The sequence below is a fragment of the Aeribacillus composti genome (genome assembly GCF_007827555.1).
Taxonomy (GTDB): domain Bacteria; phylum Bacillota; class Bacilli; order Bacillales; family Aeribacillaceae; genus Aeribacillus; species Aeribacillus composti.
The window spans coordinates 39,103-59,109 of sequence record NZ_VISS01000019.1 but is presented as its reverse complement, the minus strand read 5'-3'; the positions used below and the strand labels follow the sequence as shown (position 1 = coordinate 59,109).

The following is a 20,007-nucleotide window of genomic DNA, read 5'->3' as shown; positions in this document are numbered from 1 at the left end:
AAAAAGATAAGAACCACCATTAGAAAAAAATATATTTTCGTTTAATTTTACAATTGATATATCAAAATTCAATGAATTTTCGGTTTTAATTTATCGGTTGTCATATTCGAACCTTTATAAGATTACAACAAACAAGCTGCGTTACAGACTGCTTATTTACTAATAAATGCTAGCACCCCACTCATATGTATACAATTTATTATCATAATACTTAAACCATTAAGTCCATTTTCAAATTGAGGCTTTTGATCGTCCTTTTGGTAATATTTTTGATGAAAAATGTAGAGATCGCTTGTTGTTAAAGAGGAATGTAAGGAGAATGTAAAAACTAAAATAGAGTTTTTACATTGAAATTGAAAGAGAGCCGTGTAATATATTACAGGCTCACTATTTTCTGACAACAGCTGACACAAAATCAATTACTACTGTTTTTAAAATGTTTTTTTCGGATGTTCCATTTATTCATTTTTCGGTATAATGTGCTACGAGTTACACCAAGTATTTTCGCAGCTTCCGTCATATTTTTTGTTTCTTGGAGAACTTGCTCGATCATTTGTTTTTCCAAAGACTTTAGATTGCCAACTACATGAGATTGTTTTATTGTACTGGAGCTTTGGAAGTCTTCAGGCAAGTGCATAGGACAGATTTTCGTCTCATGAATTGCTAAAAGAAATGCCCTTTCCATCACGTTTTTCAGTTCACGAATGTTTCCTGGCCAATAATAGGACTGAAGCATTTGCAATGCGGAATCGCATAACTCTAGTGGTCCTTTTCCATAATACTGATGAAACTGGTGCAAAAATTGTGCAGATAAATAAGGGATATCTTCTAATCGGTGTCTAAGCGGAGGAATCTGAATAGTAAATACATTTAATCGATAATACAGGTCCGAACGGAAAGAACCTTGGTAAGCAATCTCCTCTTTTAGATTGCGGTTTGTTGCAGCAATGATCCTTACATTAACTGGGCGTTCTTTATAGTCACCTATGCGAACGACTTTTCGCTCCTCCAATACTCTAAGAAGGCTTACTTGCAATTCTAATGGCATCTCTCCGATTTCATCAAGAAACAATGTGCCCCCGTTGGCAGCTTCAAACTTCCCGACGCTTCCACCCTTTTTTGAACCAGTAAATGCTCCTTCCACATATCCAAATAACTCACTGGCAATCAGTTCTCTTGGAATAGCACCGGCATTCAAAGCAATAAACGGTCCATTTCGGCGAGGGCTTTGCTCATGAATCGTTCTCGCCAAAACTTCTTTACCAGTTCCTGTTTCCCCAAATATCAATACATTGGCGTCAAATTGTGAAGAGATCGAAGCAATGCGGAGCTCTTTTTGAAAGGCCGGATTGTAAGTTGCTATTTTTCCAAATTGGTATTTTTCATTTGACTGCTGAATAGCTTGTCCTGATCTTTTCTTTATAAAAATCAAAAAAGCGTTGTACGGCATTCTCATTTTCCTTTTCATTACTTCATAACCAATATCCAATAGGTTCGCTTCATCGAAAAGATCACCGGATTTAGCTTTCGTTATTTCAAAAGCATGGGGATTCACGTATAGTATCTTATCACTTTGGTCAACGGCGATAATTCCATCAGATACCTCTTTCCCTATTTCTTCGACTAAACCTTTCCATATATCTTCTTCATCTACAGAATCAAAAAGCGTATTTGTTAAAAGCGGTCTAGCAAAAATTTGTTTTTCCGAGCTCCAAACAATCTCAAACTGTCCATTTTCCTTTGCTTTTCCAATCCTCATTTCTCTTGACACATGATGATTAGATTCTATTTTAATTTTTCCACTCGGTGATGAAAACTCTTTCTCATATAAATATTTTGTGATTTTTTTTCTTTCTGTAGATTGTAAATGACATATCGCGTCTAATACTATTTGAACCCCTATATAAGTACTGCACATAACCGAGGAAATAACAGTATCCAACCCATATTTTTCTTTCATGCCTTTTACAAGTAAATCGTTTTCAGGAATATCTAATGACTGGAAATAACTAAAACAACTGTAATGACCAGCTGCATATTTTGGCTCCATTGCTTGTATCTCCAGCTCTGTTGTAATTGGGCTGATAATAGGCATTTCCTCAGGATTGAATCCTAATTCATAATACATTTTATAAAAAGGTAATATACTTTCCCCGACAAGCGTAGACAATATTGCATTGGAAGAAGAATGTTTAATCTCTTCCAAATAAGTCGAGAACTCTTTATGCCCTAATGGAACATATTTTTCCCCAATCACTTTCCCGTCCAATTCATATAACATCTCTCTAATTTGTTGATTCGTATATCTAGGATAAACATAATCGTTTCCAATTAGGTAAACTTTTTTGCCAAATTGTTCAATCGTAAATTTAAGCAGTGAGGTGATTTGTTGATTGGGAATTTCTCCAACATAGAAAACATTTGGATGAATCTCCTGTCCTTCATAAAGCGCCGGATATATTAAAAGGCAATCGTATTGTTCAAGAACAGGTAAAATAGCTTTCCTGCATGCGGACGTATAGCATCCTACAAAAACTTTTATCCCTGAACGCGCCATATCTAATGCTTGTCTATAGCTTTCAATTGGATCGGAACGAATGTCTCTTGCTTCAAAGGTAAAGGTAATATTTGATTTACTGTTGTCTTTTTGGAATTTTTCAAGAGCATACACAGCTGCTCGATATTGGCCAATTTCTGTCAAGGAAGTGATGCCCGTTAATGAAAATAAAAAACCGATGCAAATATTCATATAAATCCCTCTTTTGTATCAATTTGCGACAATGTATAAAAATTAAACATGCCTATTTCACTTTAATCTTATTATAAAATTCATAACATTTCAAATATTTCATCAACAATAATGTCGCAAAAGTGAAATCCTCCCTTTCCCTCCTATTCTAAAAATAAAGCATTTATAAATTTGGCATATTACTTGCAGTAAATATAAGCGAGAAAGCTGGAAACAAAACAATAGGCTACGTTTCCAGCTTTACATTCAATTATAGAAAGGAGTAATGAAAAATGAGACATGGGGATATCTCAAGCAGCCATGACACAGTTGGTATAGCAGTGGTCAATTACAAAATGCCTCGTCTTCACACAAAGAATGAGGTATTAGATAACTGTCGCAAAATAGCAGACATGATTGTAGGAATCAAAAAGGGACTTCCTGGTATGGACTTAATCGTTTTTCCAGAGTACAGCACTCATGGAATTATGTATGATGAACAAGAAATGTACGATACTGCCTCTTCCATTCCTGGAGAAGAGACTGCAATATTTGCCCAAGCATGTCGTGCTGCTAACACTTGGGGGGTATTTTCTTTAACAGGTGAAAGACATGAAGATCATCCCAATAAAGCTCCTTATAACACCTTGATTTTAATGAACAATAAAGGAGAAATTGTACAAAAATATCGAAAAATTATTCCTTGGTGTCCAATTGAAGCGTGGTATCCAGGAGACACAACATATGTAGTAGAAGGACCAAAAGGAATAAAAATAAGCTTAATTGTCTGCGACGATGGGAACTATCCGGAAATTTGGCGTGATTGCGCCATGAAAGGCGCTGAACTTATTGTGAGATGCCAAGGCTATATGTATCCTTCAAAAGAACAGCAAATCATTATGGCAAAGGCTATGGCATGGGCAAATAATACGTATGTAGCTGTTGCGAATGCATCTGGATTCGACGGCGTCTATTCTTACTTTGGCCATTCAGCTATTGTTGGTTTTGATGGCCGTACATTAGGGGAATGCGGAACAGAAGAAAACGGAATCCAATACGCGGAACTGTCGATTTCGCAAATCCGTGATTTCCGCAAAAATTCGCAATCACAAAACCACTTATTTAAACTGCTTCACCGTGGGTATACCGGTTTAATTCAATCGGGAGATGACAGCCGCGGTTTAGCAGAGTGTCCATTTGATTTTTACCGCACCTGGGTGCTTGATGCAGAGAAGGCTCGTGAAAATGTAGAAAAGATTACACGCTCTACAGTGGGAACTGCGGAATGTCCGATAGAAGGAATCCCTCATGAAGAAATTGAGAAAACAACTGGAAAATGATCTTGATAAGAAGAAGAGGTCAGGTTCTAGGACTTGACCTCCTGATCGCTAATCAGGAGATGATGCTATGACATTTATAACATCTAAATTAAAGGATTTAAATGAGAATCGCCAGCAAAATTCTATATCATCTGATAACCATTCAGAAACTTTTAATTCTTCTTCTCCCTTAGTGACCCGATTTCGTTTTGAAGTCAACGAAGTAATTCAACACATACGTTCAAAAATTTGGGGACAAGATGAAGTGTTAGAAGGTATAGAAGAAATGTTAAATATAATTTGGACGGATATTACAGAAGAAAACCGCCCTTTGTATGTAGCCTTACTTCTTGGGCCTACAGGGTTGGAAAAACAGAAATCGTTCGCGTACTTAGTGAAGCTATTTACGGAAATGCGGAGGCTTTTTGCCGTATTGACATGAATACACTAACCCAGGAACACTATGCTGCGGCACTAACCGGTGCACCTCCAGGATATGTAGGAAGCAAAGAGGGGAACTCCTTATTTCAAAAGGAAAAAATTGAAGGATCCTACAGTAAACCTGGAATTGTTCTTTTTGACGAACTGGAGAAAGCAAATGACCAAGTGATTTATTCCCTGCTTAATGTAATGGATAACGGCATACTAGTCATGACATCTGGAGAGAAGGTTATTCATTTTCGTAATGCCATGATCTTTATGACAAGCAATATTGGGGCAAAAGAAATTATTAGTTATGCAAATAAAAGTTTAAAATATAGATTACGTAAACTGCTTTGGTTTTTAAGCCCTTCCAATTTTGGAAAAACAGAACAAGATTTTCTCCGCTCTATAGTTTTTTCCCAATTAGAAAAACGATTTAGTCCTGAGTTTATCAACAGATTCGATGATATTTTTGTCTTTCAGTGGCTAAAACAAGATGCGCTGGAACATATTCTTGATCTCAACATTCAAGCTATTAACCGAAGGATAAAAAAATACAACTGCACACTTCAGCTCGATGAATCTGCTCGTAAATTTTTGATTAAAAAAGGATTTGACCAGCGATATGGCGCGAGATTTTTAAAACGCGCTATTCGAAAAAATATAGAAGTTCCTTTAGCTGCAAAAATCAGCAAGAGATTACATCAAGATCACCCAACTAAATTTATTGCAAAAATTAAGGACGGCAATCTCATCCTCTTTGAAACAGCACAAGACAAGTGATAATTATTTCACTGTTTAGGGGGAAGAGCATGGATAAAGTCGGTCTAATGTTTGTTGGTGCAGTATTATTTATCAATGGTTTAATGCTATTGGGAAAAGTCGATGAAAAAAGTACGAGATAGTTTAACTTATTTATTGGATCGATGCAAGTTATTACACCATTTTATCTCATTTTTACATCTACAGGAGATTCATGGATGATCTTAAACGCATCCGGCATTTTTCTTTTTGGTTTAACTTATTTATATGTAGGAATTTCGAATCTAAAAAACTTTAACTCTTCAGGTTTAGGTTGGTACTCTCTATGGGTAGCAATTCTTGCTTTAGGATACAGCTATATAAACTTTATTAAACTGCAAGATATAAAATTCGGTATTATTTGGCTTATGTGGTCCTTTCTATGGACATTATTTTACTTGCTGCTTGCACAAAAAAAGAACATTGCTATCTTTACTGGGTGGGTCGCGTTTATTCAAGCATGGATTACAGCAACTTCCCCCCTTTCTTCTTCTCATTAACCAATGGGGGTTCGTAGGATAAAAAACTGCTTTCGCAGTAACTATTTTAACAATTCTAGCTTTTATCGCTATCTATATTCACAAAACCTACTTCTGTCAAAATAGACAGCATTTCAACAAAATCTTAATTATAGAGCTCGGATCACCTATTGATTTTTTCTATACTTTAGCATTTGATTATTTTCTTTTGTATTAAAATAAGACTTGTAAAACAGCATGAAGACGAATATTTAATTGGCTTGAACAATTTGAACAATAAAAATCAACCAACACAAAGGGTTTATTTCGATGATGATGAAAAATTTAGATTCCTGATTTTGAAAAGCAATTTTATGCCTATTTAATCCTTCTGTATTGTTCTACATAAAAATACCTTAATTCTCAATTATCTTATTCTTTAATATTTCGAACACACAATGAAATGATAAAGCGAAAACATAATCTTCAACATATTCCACCGACTTGTTTGAGTATGAATCCCTTTATCGTCACATAGTCTTTCAGATGTAAATGTTTTATTAATGCTCGGGCATTTTTGATACTGCATTTAATCAATTCAAGGCACCCAATCCGTACTTGTCAGAACCATTTCATTCGAATAAAATTGAGGAAAGGAGATTTTTAAAAGGAGTCAAAAAATGGAACAAAAACTCGACTTAATTTTAGAAAAAGTGATGTCTATTGACAATGATCTTAAAAATGTGCATGATCGACTAGATTATATCGGGACGCGATTGGACCAGGTGGATGATCGATTAAATCGGGTCGAAAATCGGTTGGATCGAGTAGAAGAGAGATTAGATCAAGTAGAAACACGCTTAAATCATGTTGAAGAGCGATTGAATCGGGTCGAAAATCGGTTGGATCGAGTAGGAGAGCGATTAGATCAAGTAGAAACACGCTTAAATTATGTTGAAGAGCGATTGAATCGGATTGAACAGGAACAAAAATCAATTAAACAAGCTGTAATGGAAACAAACAAAGAAATGAAAAACCTCCAAGAAAGCTTCAAATCTGTTTACGAAATTATTGGCGAACATGACGTTTCCATCCGTACGTTACGAAAAAAAATTATGTAACCTACAACCACCTCAAAAAGTGATAACCTCACTTCTTTTTTTAACCCTGTGCTATTTCCTGGAAATACCATACAAAAAGCAAAAATTTTTCCCCATTTTATTCAAAGAACCTGTATTTAAACTTTTATTCTGACCTTTGAAAATAAATAAAAAAACGTGCCCAATCATACAGTTCTCTATTTGGCATATTGTGCTAATGAATAACTTAGGATTGCTATGGCTGGTGAGCACGAGCACATTCAAAGCCGCCTCATCTTGATGTCTTCTCCATTTTTTTTACTAAAAGGATGTAAAAAATATTGAATACAATAAACTACTAATCTAAACTGATAGTTGATGAGGTAGAAAGACTTCCCTATGTTTCACTGGAGTTGATTTGATGATTGCTACTATGTATAAACGGAGAATGAAAGCAGCATTTGCTCTATCTTCTATAGTTATGCTCATTGGTATTTCTGTTTTTTTCATCGATCGACCAGATTCTTTACAAAATTGGTTAAATCTTTCTTCAATAGGTATTGTCGGTCTTTTTTTGTTTTTTACCGGAGTTTCAAACCAGATGAAATATAACAAGGTGAAAGATATTCAAATTCATGAGTCAAAAGCTTCCCTCCTTGAGTTGGATCATCTAGTTTTAAAAAAAGATCTTGGTTTTTTTCCTCGTCTCCTACTGTTTGAAAAAAGCGGCCATTTTGTTGGAACGATTAAGCCAATCCGTATTCCTTTTATTTTTTACCCAATGAGCCTGCTGCTTCGTGATTCATTGATCATGACGCTTCCGATTACATATGGTGTTTTTTCGAATAAAGGAAATGTGCTGTTTACCTTTAAGAGAAAAGGAATGAAAAAGTCGATTGTAACTGTGAAGGATGTACATGGCCGAAAACTGGGAGAGTATGTACAAGAGGATTGGAAAAGTCTAGTCAACATAAAAGGTGAGCTGAGAGATGCTGATGATAAGCTGATTCTCCATGTTAAGGTTAAAGCCTTTTCTGGCGATTTTACGTTAACTGATTCTGAAGGTCGGCAGTGGGCCCGTTTTTACAATGGATATTTTCCTCATGAATATACGAATATTTTTCGTGATGTGTACAATGATATCGTTGAGCTCTCTGACAACTTGTCGAAACATCATAAAATGCTTTTAATGGCAATGATTGGCTTTTTATTTTTGCAGCGCAAACAATAATCTAGTGTTGTTTTGGAAGTTTTCCCGCTACCACTTTACGATTTCTAAATTAACAATAAACTTTTTAAAATAGATCCAGTGAACTGCACGAGCTTACTAGTTGATGTGTGTAATAATAAATCCATGCAGGAAAAGATGCTCCTGCATGGATTTTTGTACTGAATATCGTCCTTACAACGAAATTTTTTTAGGGGGGTAAACGCATTATCACTTCCGGAGTGTCGAATTTATTATTTTAGCTGTATCAAAGAACATGGCAGATGTTTGATACAGTCTTTTAATCTATCAAAAGAGTTTTTATGGACAGTCAAGTTATTTCGTTAATGCAGGTTCATTTTGTGCACTTTCCTCTTTTTTTGGCATTTGGCGGACTCCAAATGCAACACGTTTAATGTTAAACAAGTGATTGACTGTAACATTGTCAGATGTAACGTTGTTGCCAATAGCACCGCAGCCAAGAGTCAAGGACGGTTTTACGTTCACTGTAGCGCCAATAGCGCCAAATGTTGTACCGGCATTTACAATGATACGTCCTGCTGGTTTATCGATTGTGTAAGCTTCGATTACTTTTTCGTCTTCAGCGTGAATTCCGACTGTGTGACCAAGTCCGCCTGCATCAAGAAGTTTTTGGGCAAGCTCGCTTGCTGCTTGCATATCTTTCACTGTATAAAATGCTAGAGTTGGAGATAGTTTTTCAATTGAGAATGGATATTCTTTCCCAACTCCTGTTTCTTCTGCAACGATCACTTTCGCCTCGGACGGAACTTCAATACCTGCCATTTCACCAATCACTTGAGGTGACTTTCCTACAATTTTTGCATTCAGTCCACCGTTTACGAGAATGATGGATTCTACTTTTCGTTTTTCTTCTTCATTCAAGAAATAAGCGCCTTGTTTTGTCATCTCTGCAACAACTTTCTCTTTAATCGACTCATCCACTAAAAGAGCTTGTTCAGAAGCACAAATTGTTCCGTAGTCAAAAGTTTTGCTTTCAATAATAAGTTCAACAGCTTTTTCGATATTGGCACTTTCATGAATGTATACAGGTACGTTTCCAGGACCTACTCCGTATGCTGGTTTTCCGGAGCTGTAAGCAGCTCTTACCAATCCAGGACCGCCTGTGGCAAGGATGACATCAGTTAATTTATGCTTCATCAGCTCGTTTGTTGCTGCCAATGTTGGTTGGGTAATGCACAAAATCAAACCTTTTGGTGCTCCGGCACGCTCTGCTGCTTCTTGCATAATTCTTGCCGCTTCCGTTGTACATTTTGCAGCAGCTGGGTGAGGGCTGAAAATAATCGCATTTCCTGCTTTAACTGCGATCAATGATTTAAAAATGACTGTTGAGGTAGGATTTGTAGATGGAACAATTCCTGCAACGATCCCTACAGGTTGAGCAACTTCCCATACGCGGTTTTCTTCATCGCGACGAATAATCCCGACTGTTTTCACATCCTTGATAGAATTGTAAACATCATTCGCTGCGAACAGATTTTTTACTGTTTTATCAGGAACATTCCCGAAGCCAGTCTCTTCTACTGCCATAGCAGCTAATCGCTCAGCTTCTTCCCTTGCCGCTTTAACCATGCTTTCAACAATATGATCAATCTCGCTCTGAGTCATCTTTGCCATTATTTTTTGAGCTGTTTTCGCTTCCTCAAGGTAATTTCTTACTTCTTGGATAGATTGTAAATCAATATCTCGCAACATCTTTGCTTCGCTCCCTTTCATAGTTTTCATTTAACTAGCAGATTCATATTGTCATGATCTCAAATGACACTATTTCAATTTTGTTCGCTTGAACAAGCATCATTTTTTGTGTTTCTGCCCTCACCTCCTCAAATGCTAGCAGTTTGACATCACTGATTCTTGTCATGACCACTTTATCGAACGACGATCTAATCTGATGTCGTCACCAATATGCAAAACTCCTTCTTCCAATACTTTCGCTTTTTGACAAAGAAGAAGCATTTCAACCGCCCAAAAATTGATAACGATTACAAAAAAAGCGGTTTCATAAAACCCGAAAATTTGTAGAAGTATATTTTTTATTTATTTAAATATCTAGAATCATCGATATAAATAATAATAAATCGATAATTCTCGATATCTGAATCTATAAATATAATAAAACAAAATAAAAAGGGATTCAAGCCAAAAGCAACAATTAAAAAAAATAGGCCTATAAATCCCTTGATAATAATTCATTCAATTTTTTGATGTTCTCTTCATCCCTTTTATAATAAGTCCATTGCCCAACACGTTTTGCCTTTATTAATCCGGCATTTTGCAGCATCGATAAATAATGGGATACAGTAGATTGTGACAGTCCAACTTTTTTATGGATATCGCTCACACATACTCCATCTTCGTGTATATCACCGTGCTGCGGTTTGGGAAAGTGAGCTTCCGGATTCTTGAGCCATTGTACGATTTGCAGCCTCGTTTCATTTGACAAGGCTTTAAACACTTCTAAAAGTTCCATTGCTACCTCCAATTGACAATACTTATATTTCAAAACAACAGCGGAATAAAATTTGCATTAACAGACAATAAAAACACAAACAACGACAATCCTATAACGGAGGTTGATCACTCTTGCATGGATAGATTAGCATATAACCAACAAATCTACAATACCTTGACGACTAGCTCTGATTGTTGACAGCGTGGCAGTGATCATTAGCCCCTAAAACGTAATAATTTTATTATTAATTCAATAATACACGAAGCCCAACCATAAAAGCAAAATCCAAGTCTTTTAACAATAAACTGTTTTATTTTCTGTAAAGCCCTGATAATAAAATTACATACAATTATAATCAACTTGATTCTTGAACAGTCAATCAGCCTCCTCAGCGCTTCATGTTCAAACACAACCTTATAAACATGTTTTCAGAGCAGCCAATCAAAGATGAACTGTTGAATCTTTGATCCGGATGATCGTAAAAACAAATTCATTGTTCCTTCTATAAGCGAAAGACAGCTATATTGAATGCGGACAAAATCCTTTTCAGACACACTTGCAGAGCGAAATGGTTTTTAGATTGTGGTGAAAGCTCGCTGAACACCATTGCATAATCAGGCGAATCATTGCATATAGTTCATGTTTGTTTTCATCATACACTTGATCACTATAGCATCCTTATCATCCAAGTAAGAGCTCCAAATATTCTCTCTTTGTTTTCCTAACTTTAAAACCAATAAATGATACGCCATAATTATTATACATCTTGATTCGTTTTTTCGAATCACACATGAAAGTTTTTTCACTGACGGCTTAAAAAATATCGATCCAAATTTTCGCTGCCGTCGCTAAAATTAAGACAGCTAAAATTACGCGGAGTACTTTTGTGCTCATTTTTTGTCCTGCTTTTGCACCTAAAGGAGATGCAATCAAACTTGCAATGACCATAATTATTGCAGGAATGAATTCAACTTGGCCCGTTGTGATTTTTGCAAATGTCGATCCGATTGAGGAAATAAACGTGATCGCTAATGAGGAGGCAATCGTCATTTTCGTTGGAATTTTTAGAACAGAAAGCATAATCGGCACTAATAGAAAAGCTCCTGCCGCTCCGACGATTCCTGATCCAATTCCGATCAAAAATGAAAGCGAAGCTGCCAGCCATTTATTGAAGCTCACCATGCCCAATGGAATATCATCAATCCCTTTATTTGGCACGAACATCATCAAAACAGCAAATGCTGCTAAAATGCCGTATACAAGATTAATGCTTCCTTCACTCATCATCCTAGAAACGTATCCGCCAATGAAACTTCCAATTAAAATACTGCTCCCCATATAAAAAATTAACGACTTATTTAAGTATCCACCTTTCCGATAGACTAAAACACCGCCAATCGTCGTAAAAAATACTTGGACGGCACTAATTCCCGATACTTCATGGGCGCTGAACTCGGCAAGCCCAAAAAGCGGGGGCAGGTAAAGAAGCATCGGATATTTAATAATGGAACCGCCAATCCCAACCATACCGGAAAGGAAGGAACCGATAAAGCCAATAAGAAACATTACGATAATAAAATTGAACGTTATTTCCATTGATATACTACTCCTTTGATGTTGTTAAAATCGGGGTGCGTATATGCACCCCGCTAGTAAGTGAATTATCCTTTTTAATTCGAAAATGACCGATCATGTTCTTCTTTTTCATCATCGTATGCCTATTGCTTGATGCCCAAGGCGATAAATGAATTTTCGTCCCAATGCAATGAACCATCGATTAATTCACAATAAGGAACAATTCAATATTGAGAAATTTCGCCTTTCATTTTCCAATTGCAAAATAGTTCGCATGTATACTATAAAAATGTTTTTTTGTTGTTTAAAGATTTTTTGTACCTTTATCATATATTTGTATATTGATAACCAACTGTTCAATCATTGTTCAAGCGATCCATTCCATTCTGACATACCGGGGACAATATTCCATACGTTTGAAAACCCTTTTTCTGCTAATTTCTGGGCTGCCAAACTACTGCGCGTTCCCGTGCGGCAGACGACATAAATGGTCTTATCTTGCGGGAGTTCCTTGATCCGTTCCTCCAATTCTCCAAGAGGAATTGACACGGCACCAGGAATATGCCCAAATGCAAACTCTGCCGGTTCACGGACATCTAAAATGATAATTGACGGATCATTTATTTTGTCTGCTAATTCTTCATTGCGAATAACATGGGGGAATTTCGCTTCATTCTTTGCCTCGCTCTCACTTGCTCTACGAATATAGTGCTTTAATATCCCTTCTTCTTCAATTGTACCGAGATAGTGATGTCCAGTTCTTTCTGCCCATGCTTTCATATCCGCTTTCGATCCTTTGTCTGTTGCTTGTACCTCCAGTACTTGTCCAGGCTGCAACTTATGAATCGCTTTTTTCGCTTTGACAATCGGCATCGGACAAGACAACCCTTTAGCGTCTATTGTCATATCTACTTGAATCATGACTTTCTCCTCCTTAAATGGGAACTATTCTACAGGATCTTCTTATTTATGCATTAATTTCCGCAACTTTCCGATAGTTTTCGGCTCGTCTGCTTTTTCCTTCAGACAGCAGGCGAGAGTATTTTCTTTTTCTGTATCTAGTTCATTCTTAGAAACTTAAACAGTCAGGGCGTAATATTTATGGAACTAGAAATTTTCCTAAATCGACTTCTTCTAGTTCATGAACATCAATAACATTGAATGTTTTCCTTTTATGGAACAACGCCTCAAATTTCTTTAGCAGAATAGTTGTTTCATAGCAACCTTTATGACCAAGAGTTCATGCCGCCTTTTACATTGGTTACACGCTGAAATCCTAATTTCTTTAATAATTTGCTTGCTTTGGCGCTTCTCATTCCACTTTGACAAATCACAATAACTTCTTTATCTTTTGATAGTTCATGAACTCGTTTTGGAAGCTCGTGAAGCGGAATATTTTTAAAACCAGGAATATGATTCGTATGAAACTCAATAGGTGTGCGTACGTCAATGTAATGAACATCTTTTTTTCGTAATTCCTTCTTTAATTGCACTACAGATATGATTCGCACTCCTTTTATGGGCAGAAACCGATTGACAACGAACCATATCACCAATAGAACTAGACCAATATTAATAATGGTTTGAACCATAGACCCCACCTTAAATAAACAAATTGACATTTCCTTCAGAAGCATCTGCTAAATACGCAGCAACCCCTGCAAATTCGATGCCGTCTATTAATTCATCCTGTTGGAGTCCTAAAAGATCGACTGTCATTTGGCAAGCAACCAGCTTTATTCCTTGTTCCTTTGCCATATCGATTAATTGCGGCAGCGGCACAGCATTATGTTTTTTTATCACCCGCTTAATTAACTTCGCTCCTATTCCGCCAAAGTTCATCCGCGACAGTCCCATGCGGTCAGCACCACGCGGCATCATTTTCGCAAACATTTTTTCTAATAATCCTTTTTTCACCGGAACTGTCGAATCTTTACGCAATGCGTTAAGCCCCCAGAACGTATGAAAAATTGTAACCTCATGGTCATAGGCAGCAGCGCCGTTCGCGATAATATACGCTGCCATCGCCTTATCATAGTCACCGCTAAACAAGATGATCGTTGTTTTTTTCTTTTGCTCCGACACTTTGTTTCCACCTTCTTTCTAAAATACTCATAGGGGTATAAAGATAGCAAAAATTATCCCTTTTTGATCCAAAACGTAAAAACGCCATTTTCTTCTTTCATATTAACAACCGTATGTCCACTTGCCTTTGCCCAAGCGGTCAAATCGTTTTTGGAACCTTTATCCGTTGTATGCACCTCTAAAACTTGACCAGCTTCTAACTCATCAATTGCTTTTTTTGCTCTTACGACTGGCATTGGGCATGCAAAACCCTTCGCATCTAATACTTTATCTGCATTCATTGTCAATGACCTCCTTTAATATTACCATTACCCCTATATGTATATTAATAGGGATAAAAAAATCTGTCAACTTTTCAAAGAAAAGTTGACAAATTTTTAACGACTTTTTACCAACAGCTCTACAGCTTCTTTTACTAGGTGTTCCGTTTTTTCTCCATTTTCTAAGCTTTCACGGATACATTGCTCTAAATTGGAACTTACAATAACGGCAATAGTGCGATCAATAGCGTTTCGTGCAGCAGAAAGTTGAGAAATCACGCTTTTGCAGTCCTTTTCTTGTTCCATCATACCAATAATCCCTTTTACTTGTCCTTCAATTCGTTTTAGGCGGTTTTTGATTTCTTTGCTGTATTCCATTTGGCATTTCTCCTTTCTTTGCAAGGACAATCGGCCATTGAATAGCTCTTCACTTTAAAACCGCGGCTGCGCAAAAAGCGAATGCCTAAATTTTTTCCTACTTCATCACTTGCAATCACATGGATTGGTTTATCAGGAATTTCATAAACATGCCGTTTTAAATAAGCAAACGGTATGTGAAAGGAATTCGCAATGGGATAATGATTTGTTTTTTCGTTGTAATCACGAAGATCTAGAATCGTTAAAGAATTTATACTTTCATCGCGGTAGTCAACACACGGAACTCCTCTTACTGGATAATACCGCCGATAGACAGATATTGATAACAAAATAAATAAAGCCAAAAGCAGTATTCCTTCCAATTCTTCTTTCCACCTCATTCATTGTTTTTATTTATGAACAATTATATACATGTATAAGTATATAATCAACCGATTTATTTTTCTAAACAAATTTTTGGAACAGAGGCATTGTCTTTACTTGTTAGTTATCAATATAGCCTTCCCCTTTACTTAATTTAAAAAATATTTGCGGAGGGAGAAAAAGGAGACTCGGCATGAATGACTCAAGTCTCCCTTTTTTAATCATTACCGGACTGCGCAACGGTTTGGACCGATTTCCATCTCGCGCTGCTGCTCTTCATTTGGATGAAGCTTTCCCATATTTGTTTGCCGAATTTCCTGATAAGCATTCGGTTGCGGAGGCAAGTTTTCCGTCACCGTTTTTCGAAACTCTTCTTCGCTCGCGATATTGAGACCATGATTTTTTGCGTACAACATACCTAATGTAGTACCAACACTACCATCGTCATTCATTTCACCCGGTACCATAAAATGTGCAGGCAAAACCAACAGGTCATCTGCTAATTGTTTATAGCGCTCATATAATGTCTTGCGCAAATCCCCCACCCAATCCTGCGCTTTTCCAGCCAAATCCGGACGACCGATCGAATCGATAAATAAAATATCTCCAGTTAATAAAAATTGGTCATCTACAATAAACGAAGTGCTGCCAATTGTATGTCCCGGTGAATACAGAGCTTCGATCACTGTATGGCCGACCTGAATACGACCCCCATCTTGAATGGGTGCATAGGGAAAGGTCACTTCTTTTGCATCTTTCGGCGGCAAATAGTATATCGCTCCAAGTTGTTCAGCCAGCTTGCGGCCGCCGGAAATATGGTCGGCATGCAAATGGGTGTCGATTACATGTTTAATGACAATCCCGCGTTCCTTCGCAAACTGAATGTATACATCGGTCATGCGATTTGTGTCAATGAGCGCGCCTTCTCCGTTTGATTCGATCAAATAGGAAAGGCAGCCTTTCCCAAGACGGACAAATTGGTAAATGGCACCGCCGTTTTTCAGCTCGGCGATTTTGACTGGTTCTAAATGCTCGCTCCACGCTTTCATGCCGCCTTCAATGGAATATACATGAGAAAACCCTGCTTGTTCAAGTTGCTCAGCAACAAATAGCGAAGATCCGCCTTTGGCGCAAACCACATAAATTTCGTTTTCTTTCTCTTTCGGCAATTGTTCGAGGAATGGATCCACACCATCAAGAACCTCAAAATAAGGAATGTTCATAACTTGTACGTTCTTTCCTTCGATTCTCCAATCGGCAAACTCTTCTGGATTGCGGACATCGACAATAAACAAGTCTTCCCCTTGGATGATTTTGTTTGCAATTTCTTTTACAGTCATAGTTTTTACAGACATATTCCCTTCTTCCTCCTATCTAATGTTGTAATACCGGGTCAAAACCTAACCCCCATCGGCCCTCATTTCTGTTTGCCGCACACCAATTGTCCAATTGTTTCAACTAGTTTTTAGGCTACGGCAGGATCGCGTTGCCATTTACCTCTTTAAGCGAAATGCCTTGTTCCAACAGAAAATGATTTAACAACATGGGCATGTTGTTGTATACACGGTTACTTTTTTATTGCTTTTTCACTGTTTAAAACGCTAATGTAATGTCCGCATCTTTGGCAAAGTTTAAAAATGTTGCTGCACCGGCAACATCAATGCCATCAATGAAATGTTCCTTATCCAGCCCCATAACATCCATTGTCATTTGACAGGCAATCAATTTCACACCAAATTCTTGAGCCATTTGGACAAGTTCTTCAATCGATGGTACGTTCGCTTTTTGAAAACCTTCTTGAAAGCGTTCTTTCCCTTCCGGTATCGGCAAATGCTTATGCTCTTCTTTGTGAATAAGGTTCAATCCTTCAAAAGTAAAGAAAATCCCTACCTCCGCTTCTGTTGCCGCTGCCGCAGTGGCAATATTAAATACCTTGTACGCATCAAATAAACTACCGTTTGCTGCAATGATCGCAACTTTCATCATTCATTCCTCCTGTATTTTTAGTTTCTTGTTTTACATATACCTGTATGGGTATTTATAGTTTTAATACTACTTAAAATCTCTCTAAAAGTCAACGCTTTTTAATTTTTGATTTCATCACTTCCTTCATTTTGCCGTATTGTTCTCATAATTGATAATGGTAGAATTCTCCCATCTCTTTTGCCTACAATGATCTTTATGTAAAAATAGAATTTACCAATTGTTCCAACCTTTTGGGCGCTAAAATCTCTTTTTCTTGAAACATTCCTGCCCCATTTTCTAAAAAGGAAAAAGATGTTGGAACCCCATCGAAAGAAACAACCACTTTCCGCTCAAATGGAAGGTAAGCCGAGTTGACATTGTAAATCCTCACTGCATGACTGAAACCTATTTTCGCCAATAGTCCCGTTTTGCGGACCTTTGTCTACTATAGGAGCAGGAAAGGAAACAATTTGCCGCTTTTTTATGTTCTCTTTGGACTTAAAAAAAGCATGCTTTCCCCAATTAGCCGCAAGGGATCTAAGAAATGTCATATCCATGAAAAAGTGGGATGACAGACTTTTTCATGAAATCGAGAAATGCATGGACAGTTGGAGATAAATTGCCGCTTTTCCACGCAAAGGCCGTTGTAGTGGTAATTGGATTATTCTGAATGTCACGATAGACTACATTATTATTTAATACCCGTTGGATAGAAGCCGGTACGATCGCCACACCCATTCCTGAGGAAACAAGAGATAAGACAGTAGGCAATTCTTGCGTTTCTTGTACTACCTTCGGATGGAATCCCGCATGATAACAACAATTCATTACTGCATCATAATGAGTTTGATTCGCCTTTCTTCCTGTTAAAATGAATGGATCGTTTGCTAAATCTTCCAGTTGAATCGGCGAGGTTTTGGCAGCTAACGGATGATCCTTTGGCAATGCTAGCACCATTCGTTCTTGTCGAATGACTTCGACCTGAATGCTGTCATTTTGTATGTTGAAAGGATGGCAAAGTATTCCTATATCAATAAGGCCTTTTTGCAAAGCTTTCAATTGCTCTCTTGTCGTCAACTGTTGCAAATCGATATGAATATTTGGGTATTGTTTTCGATAGTGCTCTAAAATAACAGGAAGAAGATCATAGGCAGCTGAGGCGATAAAACCGATCACTATTTGCCCGGCTTCTCCACGGTTTACCATTTTTACTGTTTCGACAGCTTCCTCTACATTCTTCAAAATTTGATAAGCTTTTTCCAAAAACACCTCTCCTTCTTTCGTCAGCTCTACCTTTCTTTTCGACCGCTGGAAAAGCGGCACACCTATTTCTTCCTCTAATTGGCGAATTTGCTGACTTAATGGCGGCTGCGCTATATTTAAGCGGGCAGCAGCTTTGCCAAAATGCAATTCTTCTGCGACTGTGATGAAATATTTCAAATGGCGAAGTTCCAACGTAATGCCTCTCCTTTTTAATATTTTTAACATATTAATAATGATTTAAATATATATTAGACATATTAAAGTTCGTTTTGTAAAGTGAAAATAAAGAACAATTTTTTCATATGAAAAGATTTAGTGAAACTGGAGGTTATGATGAGGAAAGTTCTTCTGCTCACGATAGGAATGTTCGCACTCGGGTTTGATGCCTATGTCATCTCCGGTTTGCTGCCGAAAATGGAAGAAACGTTTAAAATTAGCGCTTCACAAGCAGGTCAGGCAGTAAGTATCTTTACCTTTTGCTATGCACTGGCGGCTCCGGTTTTTGCGACAATATTGGCTGGTAAACCTATGCGCAACATTTTAGTGCTGGCACTTGCCGTATTCTCAATAGGCAATGGAGCCAGCGCATTAGCGCCGACTTTTTCCACGCTGTTGATGGCTCGTGCAATTGCGGGCATCGGAGCCGGTCTCTATTCTCCGTTGGCAGCAGCTGCTGCCGCATCCCTTGTTCCCGGACAGATGCGCGGCCGAGCTCTTGGCATAACGCTTGGCGGCATGAGCACGGGAACAGTTGCTGGTGTTCCCCTTGGATTGTTCATTGCTGAACATTTAGATTGGCAAACAACTCTTTGGTTCATCACTGCACTAGGTTTTGTCGCTATGATCGGGATTATCATCTCGTTTCCAGACTTTCCTGCTTCGGCACCGCCATCGCTGCAGCAACGTTTTGCCATGATGGCAAAAGGACGAGTTGCCGCAATCATCAGCGTAACTTTTATAACAAGCATTGCCAGCTTGGGACTCTATACGTATATTTCAACCATTTTGGATAACTTAAAAGACACCCCCAGCCTTGCACCTTATTTGTGGGCATGGGGCATTGGGGGCGTCATCGGGAGCTTTTCCGTTGGGTATTTCATTGACCGGACAGCAAGACCGAAAATGCTTATGGCCGGCATTTTAACCATCATGGCTTTCGCTATGTTCTGCATACCATTTGCACTCCCTTTTCCGATCCTATCCTTTTTGCCTTTTGTTCTATGGGGGGCGATGGGCTGGGCTTCGCAAGCCCCGCAACAACATGAACTGCTACGTTTGCAGCCTAATCACGGCGCTGCTGTTGTCGCTTTAAACAGTTCCGCTAATTATTTAGGAAGTGCGGTAGGTTCTGCTCTTGGAGGGATTGTGTTGCTTGCCGGATTAACTCCTTCCTCCCTTCCGTTCGCTGCAGGTTGTCTAGTATTGGCGGCTTTGCTGGTACAATGGTTGATAATATCAAGCAATAGAAAGCGGGGAAACGCGAAAAACATGTCAGATCTTATGCAATAAACCTATCTATGAAAAACAATAGGATGCTACAATCCATATACTAGGAAACTTGACGCTCACGAAGAGATGTTTTTGGATCGAGATACTTGAAAACACATAAACA

Annotated in this window: 18 protein-coding genes and 1 pseudogene; 6 read left to right on the top strand and 13 right to left on the bottom strand. The window is 37.9% G+C overall.

Features of this window, described 5'->3' with window-relative positions; all coding sequences use genetic code 11:
- Nucleotides 1-415: 415 nt before the first annotated feature.
- Complete coding sequence (locus FB379_RS11210; RefSeq protein WP_144598012.1) at nucleotides 416-2,749, bottom strand: transporter substrate-binding protein; 2,334 nt, start codon at nucleotides 2,747-2,749, stop codon at nucleotides 416-418.
- 272 nt (nucleotides 2,750-3,021) lie between these two features.
- Between FB379_RS11210 and FB379_RS11205 the strand changes: the two genes are divergently transcribed.
- From FB379_RS11205 to FB379_RS11185, 5 genes and pseudogenes are all read left to right on the top strand, one after another.
- Nucleotides 3,022-4,068, top strand: coding sequence for an aliphatic amidase (locus FB379_RS11205; protein ID WP_117016960.1), 1,047 nt, complete (start codon nucleotides 3,022-3,024; stop codon nucleotides 4,066-4,068).
- Between the two features lie 279 nt (nucleotides 4,069-4,347).
- On the top strand, nucleotides 4,348-5,253 hold the full coding sequence (locus FB379_RS11200) for an AAA family ATPase (protein ID WP_144598011.1): 906 nt from the start codon (nucleotides 4,348-4,350) through the stop codon (nucleotides 5,251-5,253).
- A 29-nt stretch (nucleotides 5,254-5,282) separates the two neighbouring features.
- Nucleotides 5,283-5,771 (top strand): annotated as a pseudogene (locus FB379_RS11195) (AmiS/UreI family transporter).
- 638 nt (nucleotides 5,772-6,409) lie between these two features.
- Nucleotides 6,410-6,850 carry a hypothetical protein gene (locus FB379_RS11190; protein ID WP_158640187.1) on the top strand — a complete coding sequence of 147 codons (441 nt, stop codon included), beginning with the start codon at nucleotides 6,410-6,412 and terminating at the stop codon, nucleotides 6,848-6,850.
- A 379-nt stretch (nucleotides 6,851-7,229) separates the two neighbouring features.
- On the top strand, nucleotides 7,230-8,039 hold the full coding sequence (locus tag FB379_RS11185; RefSeq protein ID WP_144598010.1) for a hypothetical protein: 810 nt from the start codon (nucleotides 7,230-7,232) through the stop codon (nucleotides 8,037-8,039).
- 312 nt (nucleotides 8,040-8,351) lie between these two features.
- Here the strand turns inward: FB379_RS11185 and FB379_RS11180 are convergent, their stop codons facing one another.
- From FB379_RS11180 to FB379_RS11125, 12 genes are all read right to left on the bottom strand, one after another.
- Nucleotides 8,352-9,749: an acetaldehyde dehydrogenase (acetylating) gene (locus FB379_RS11180; protein ID WP_082829333.1), complete on the bottom strand. Its 1,398-nt coding sequence runs from the start codon at nucleotides 9,747-9,749 to the stop codon at nucleotides 8,352-8,354.
- A 472-nt stretch (nucleotides 9,750-10,221) separates the two neighbouring features.
- Nucleotides 10,222-10,524, bottom strand: coding sequence for an ArsR/SmtB family transcription factor (locus FB379_RS11175; RefSeq protein ID WP_063389511.1), 303 nt, complete (start codon nucleotides 10,522-10,524; stop codon nucleotides 10,222-10,224).
- A gap of 795 nt (nucleotides 10,525-11,319) precedes the next feature.
- Nucleotides 11,320-12,102: a sulfite exporter TauE/SafE family protein gene (locus FB379_RS11170; RefSeq protein WP_066246726.1), complete on the bottom strand. Its 783-nt coding sequence runs from the start codon at nucleotides 12,100-12,102 to the stop codon at nucleotides 11,320-11,322.
- A gap of 339 nt (nucleotides 12,103-12,441) precedes the next feature.
- The gene (locus tag FB379_RS11165) at nucleotides 12,442-13,002 is read right to left on the bottom strand and encodes a sulfurtransferase TusA family protein (protein WP_144598009.1); all 561 of its coding nucleotides are present in this window, start codon (nucleotides 13,000-13,002) and stop codon (nucleotides 12,442-12,444) included.
- A 305-nt stretch (nucleotides 13,003-13,307) separates the two neighbouring features.
- Entirely contained in the window at nucleotides 13,308-13,673 is a 366-nt protein-coding gene (locus tag FB379_RS11160) for a rhodanese-like domain-containing protein (RefSeq protein WP_144598008.1), read from the bottom strand.
- Nucleotides 13,674-13,683: 10 nt separating this feature from the next.
- Nucleotides 13,684-14,166 carry a DsrE/DsrF/DrsH-like family protein gene (locus FB379_RS11155; protein WP_066246720.1) on the bottom strand — a complete coding sequence of 161 codons (483 nt, stop codon included), beginning with the start codon at nucleotides 14,164-14,166 and terminating at the stop codon, nucleotides 13,684-13,686.
- A gap of 53 nt (nucleotides 14,167-14,219) precedes the next feature.
- Nucleotides 14,220-14,447, bottom strand: coding sequence for a sulfurtransferase TusA family protein (locus tag FB379_RS11150; protein WP_066246718.1), 228 nt, complete (start codon nucleotides 14,445-14,447; stop codon nucleotides 14,220-14,222).
- Nucleotides 14,448-14,543: 96 nt separating this feature from the next.
- A complete protein-coding gene (locus FB379_RS11145) occupies nucleotides 14,544-14,804 on the bottom strand; it encodes a metal-sensitive transcriptional regulator (RefSeq protein ID WP_063389517.1) in 261 nt (86 codons plus the stop codon).
- On the bottom strand, nucleotides 14,771-15,166 hold the full coding sequence (locus tag FB379_RS11140; protein WP_240326745.1) for a rhodanese-like domain-containing protein: 396 nt from the start codon (nucleotides 15,164-15,166) through the stop codon (nucleotides 14,771-14,773). The genes FB379_RS11145 and FB379_RS11140 overlap by 34 nt, the downstream gene beginning before the upstream one ends.
- Before the next feature lie 225 nt (nucleotides 15,167-15,391).
- Nucleotides 15,392-16,522, bottom strand: coding sequence for an MBL fold metallo-hydrolase (locus tag FB379_RS11135; protein WP_144598007.1), 1,131 nt, complete (start codon nucleotides 16,520-16,522; stop codon nucleotides 15,392-15,394).
- A gap of 238 nt (nucleotides 16,523-16,760) precedes the next feature.
- The gene (locus FB379_RS11130; protein ID WP_144598006.1) at nucleotides 16,761-17,150 is read right to left on the bottom strand and encodes a DsrE/DsrF/DrsH-like family protein; all 390 of its coding nucleotides are present in this window, start codon (nucleotides 17,148-17,150) and stop codon (nucleotides 16,761-16,763) included.
- Nucleotides 17,151-17,669: 519 nt separating this feature from the next.
- On the bottom strand, nucleotides 17,670-18,587 hold the full coding sequence (locus FB379_RS11125; RefSeq protein WP_144598005.1) for a LysR family transcriptional regulator: 918 nt from the start codon (nucleotides 18,585-18,587) through the stop codon (nucleotides 17,670-17,672).
- A gap of 141 nt (nucleotides 18,588-18,728) precedes the next feature.
- Between FB379_RS11125 and FB379_RS11120 the strand changes: the two genes are divergently transcribed.
- Complete coding sequence (locus FB379_RS11120) at nucleotides 18,729-19,904, top strand: MFS transporter (protein WP_144598004.1); 1,176 nt, start codon at nucleotides 18,729-18,731, stop codon at nucleotides 19,902-19,904.
- Nucleotides 19,905-20,007: the final 103 nt, after the last annotated feature.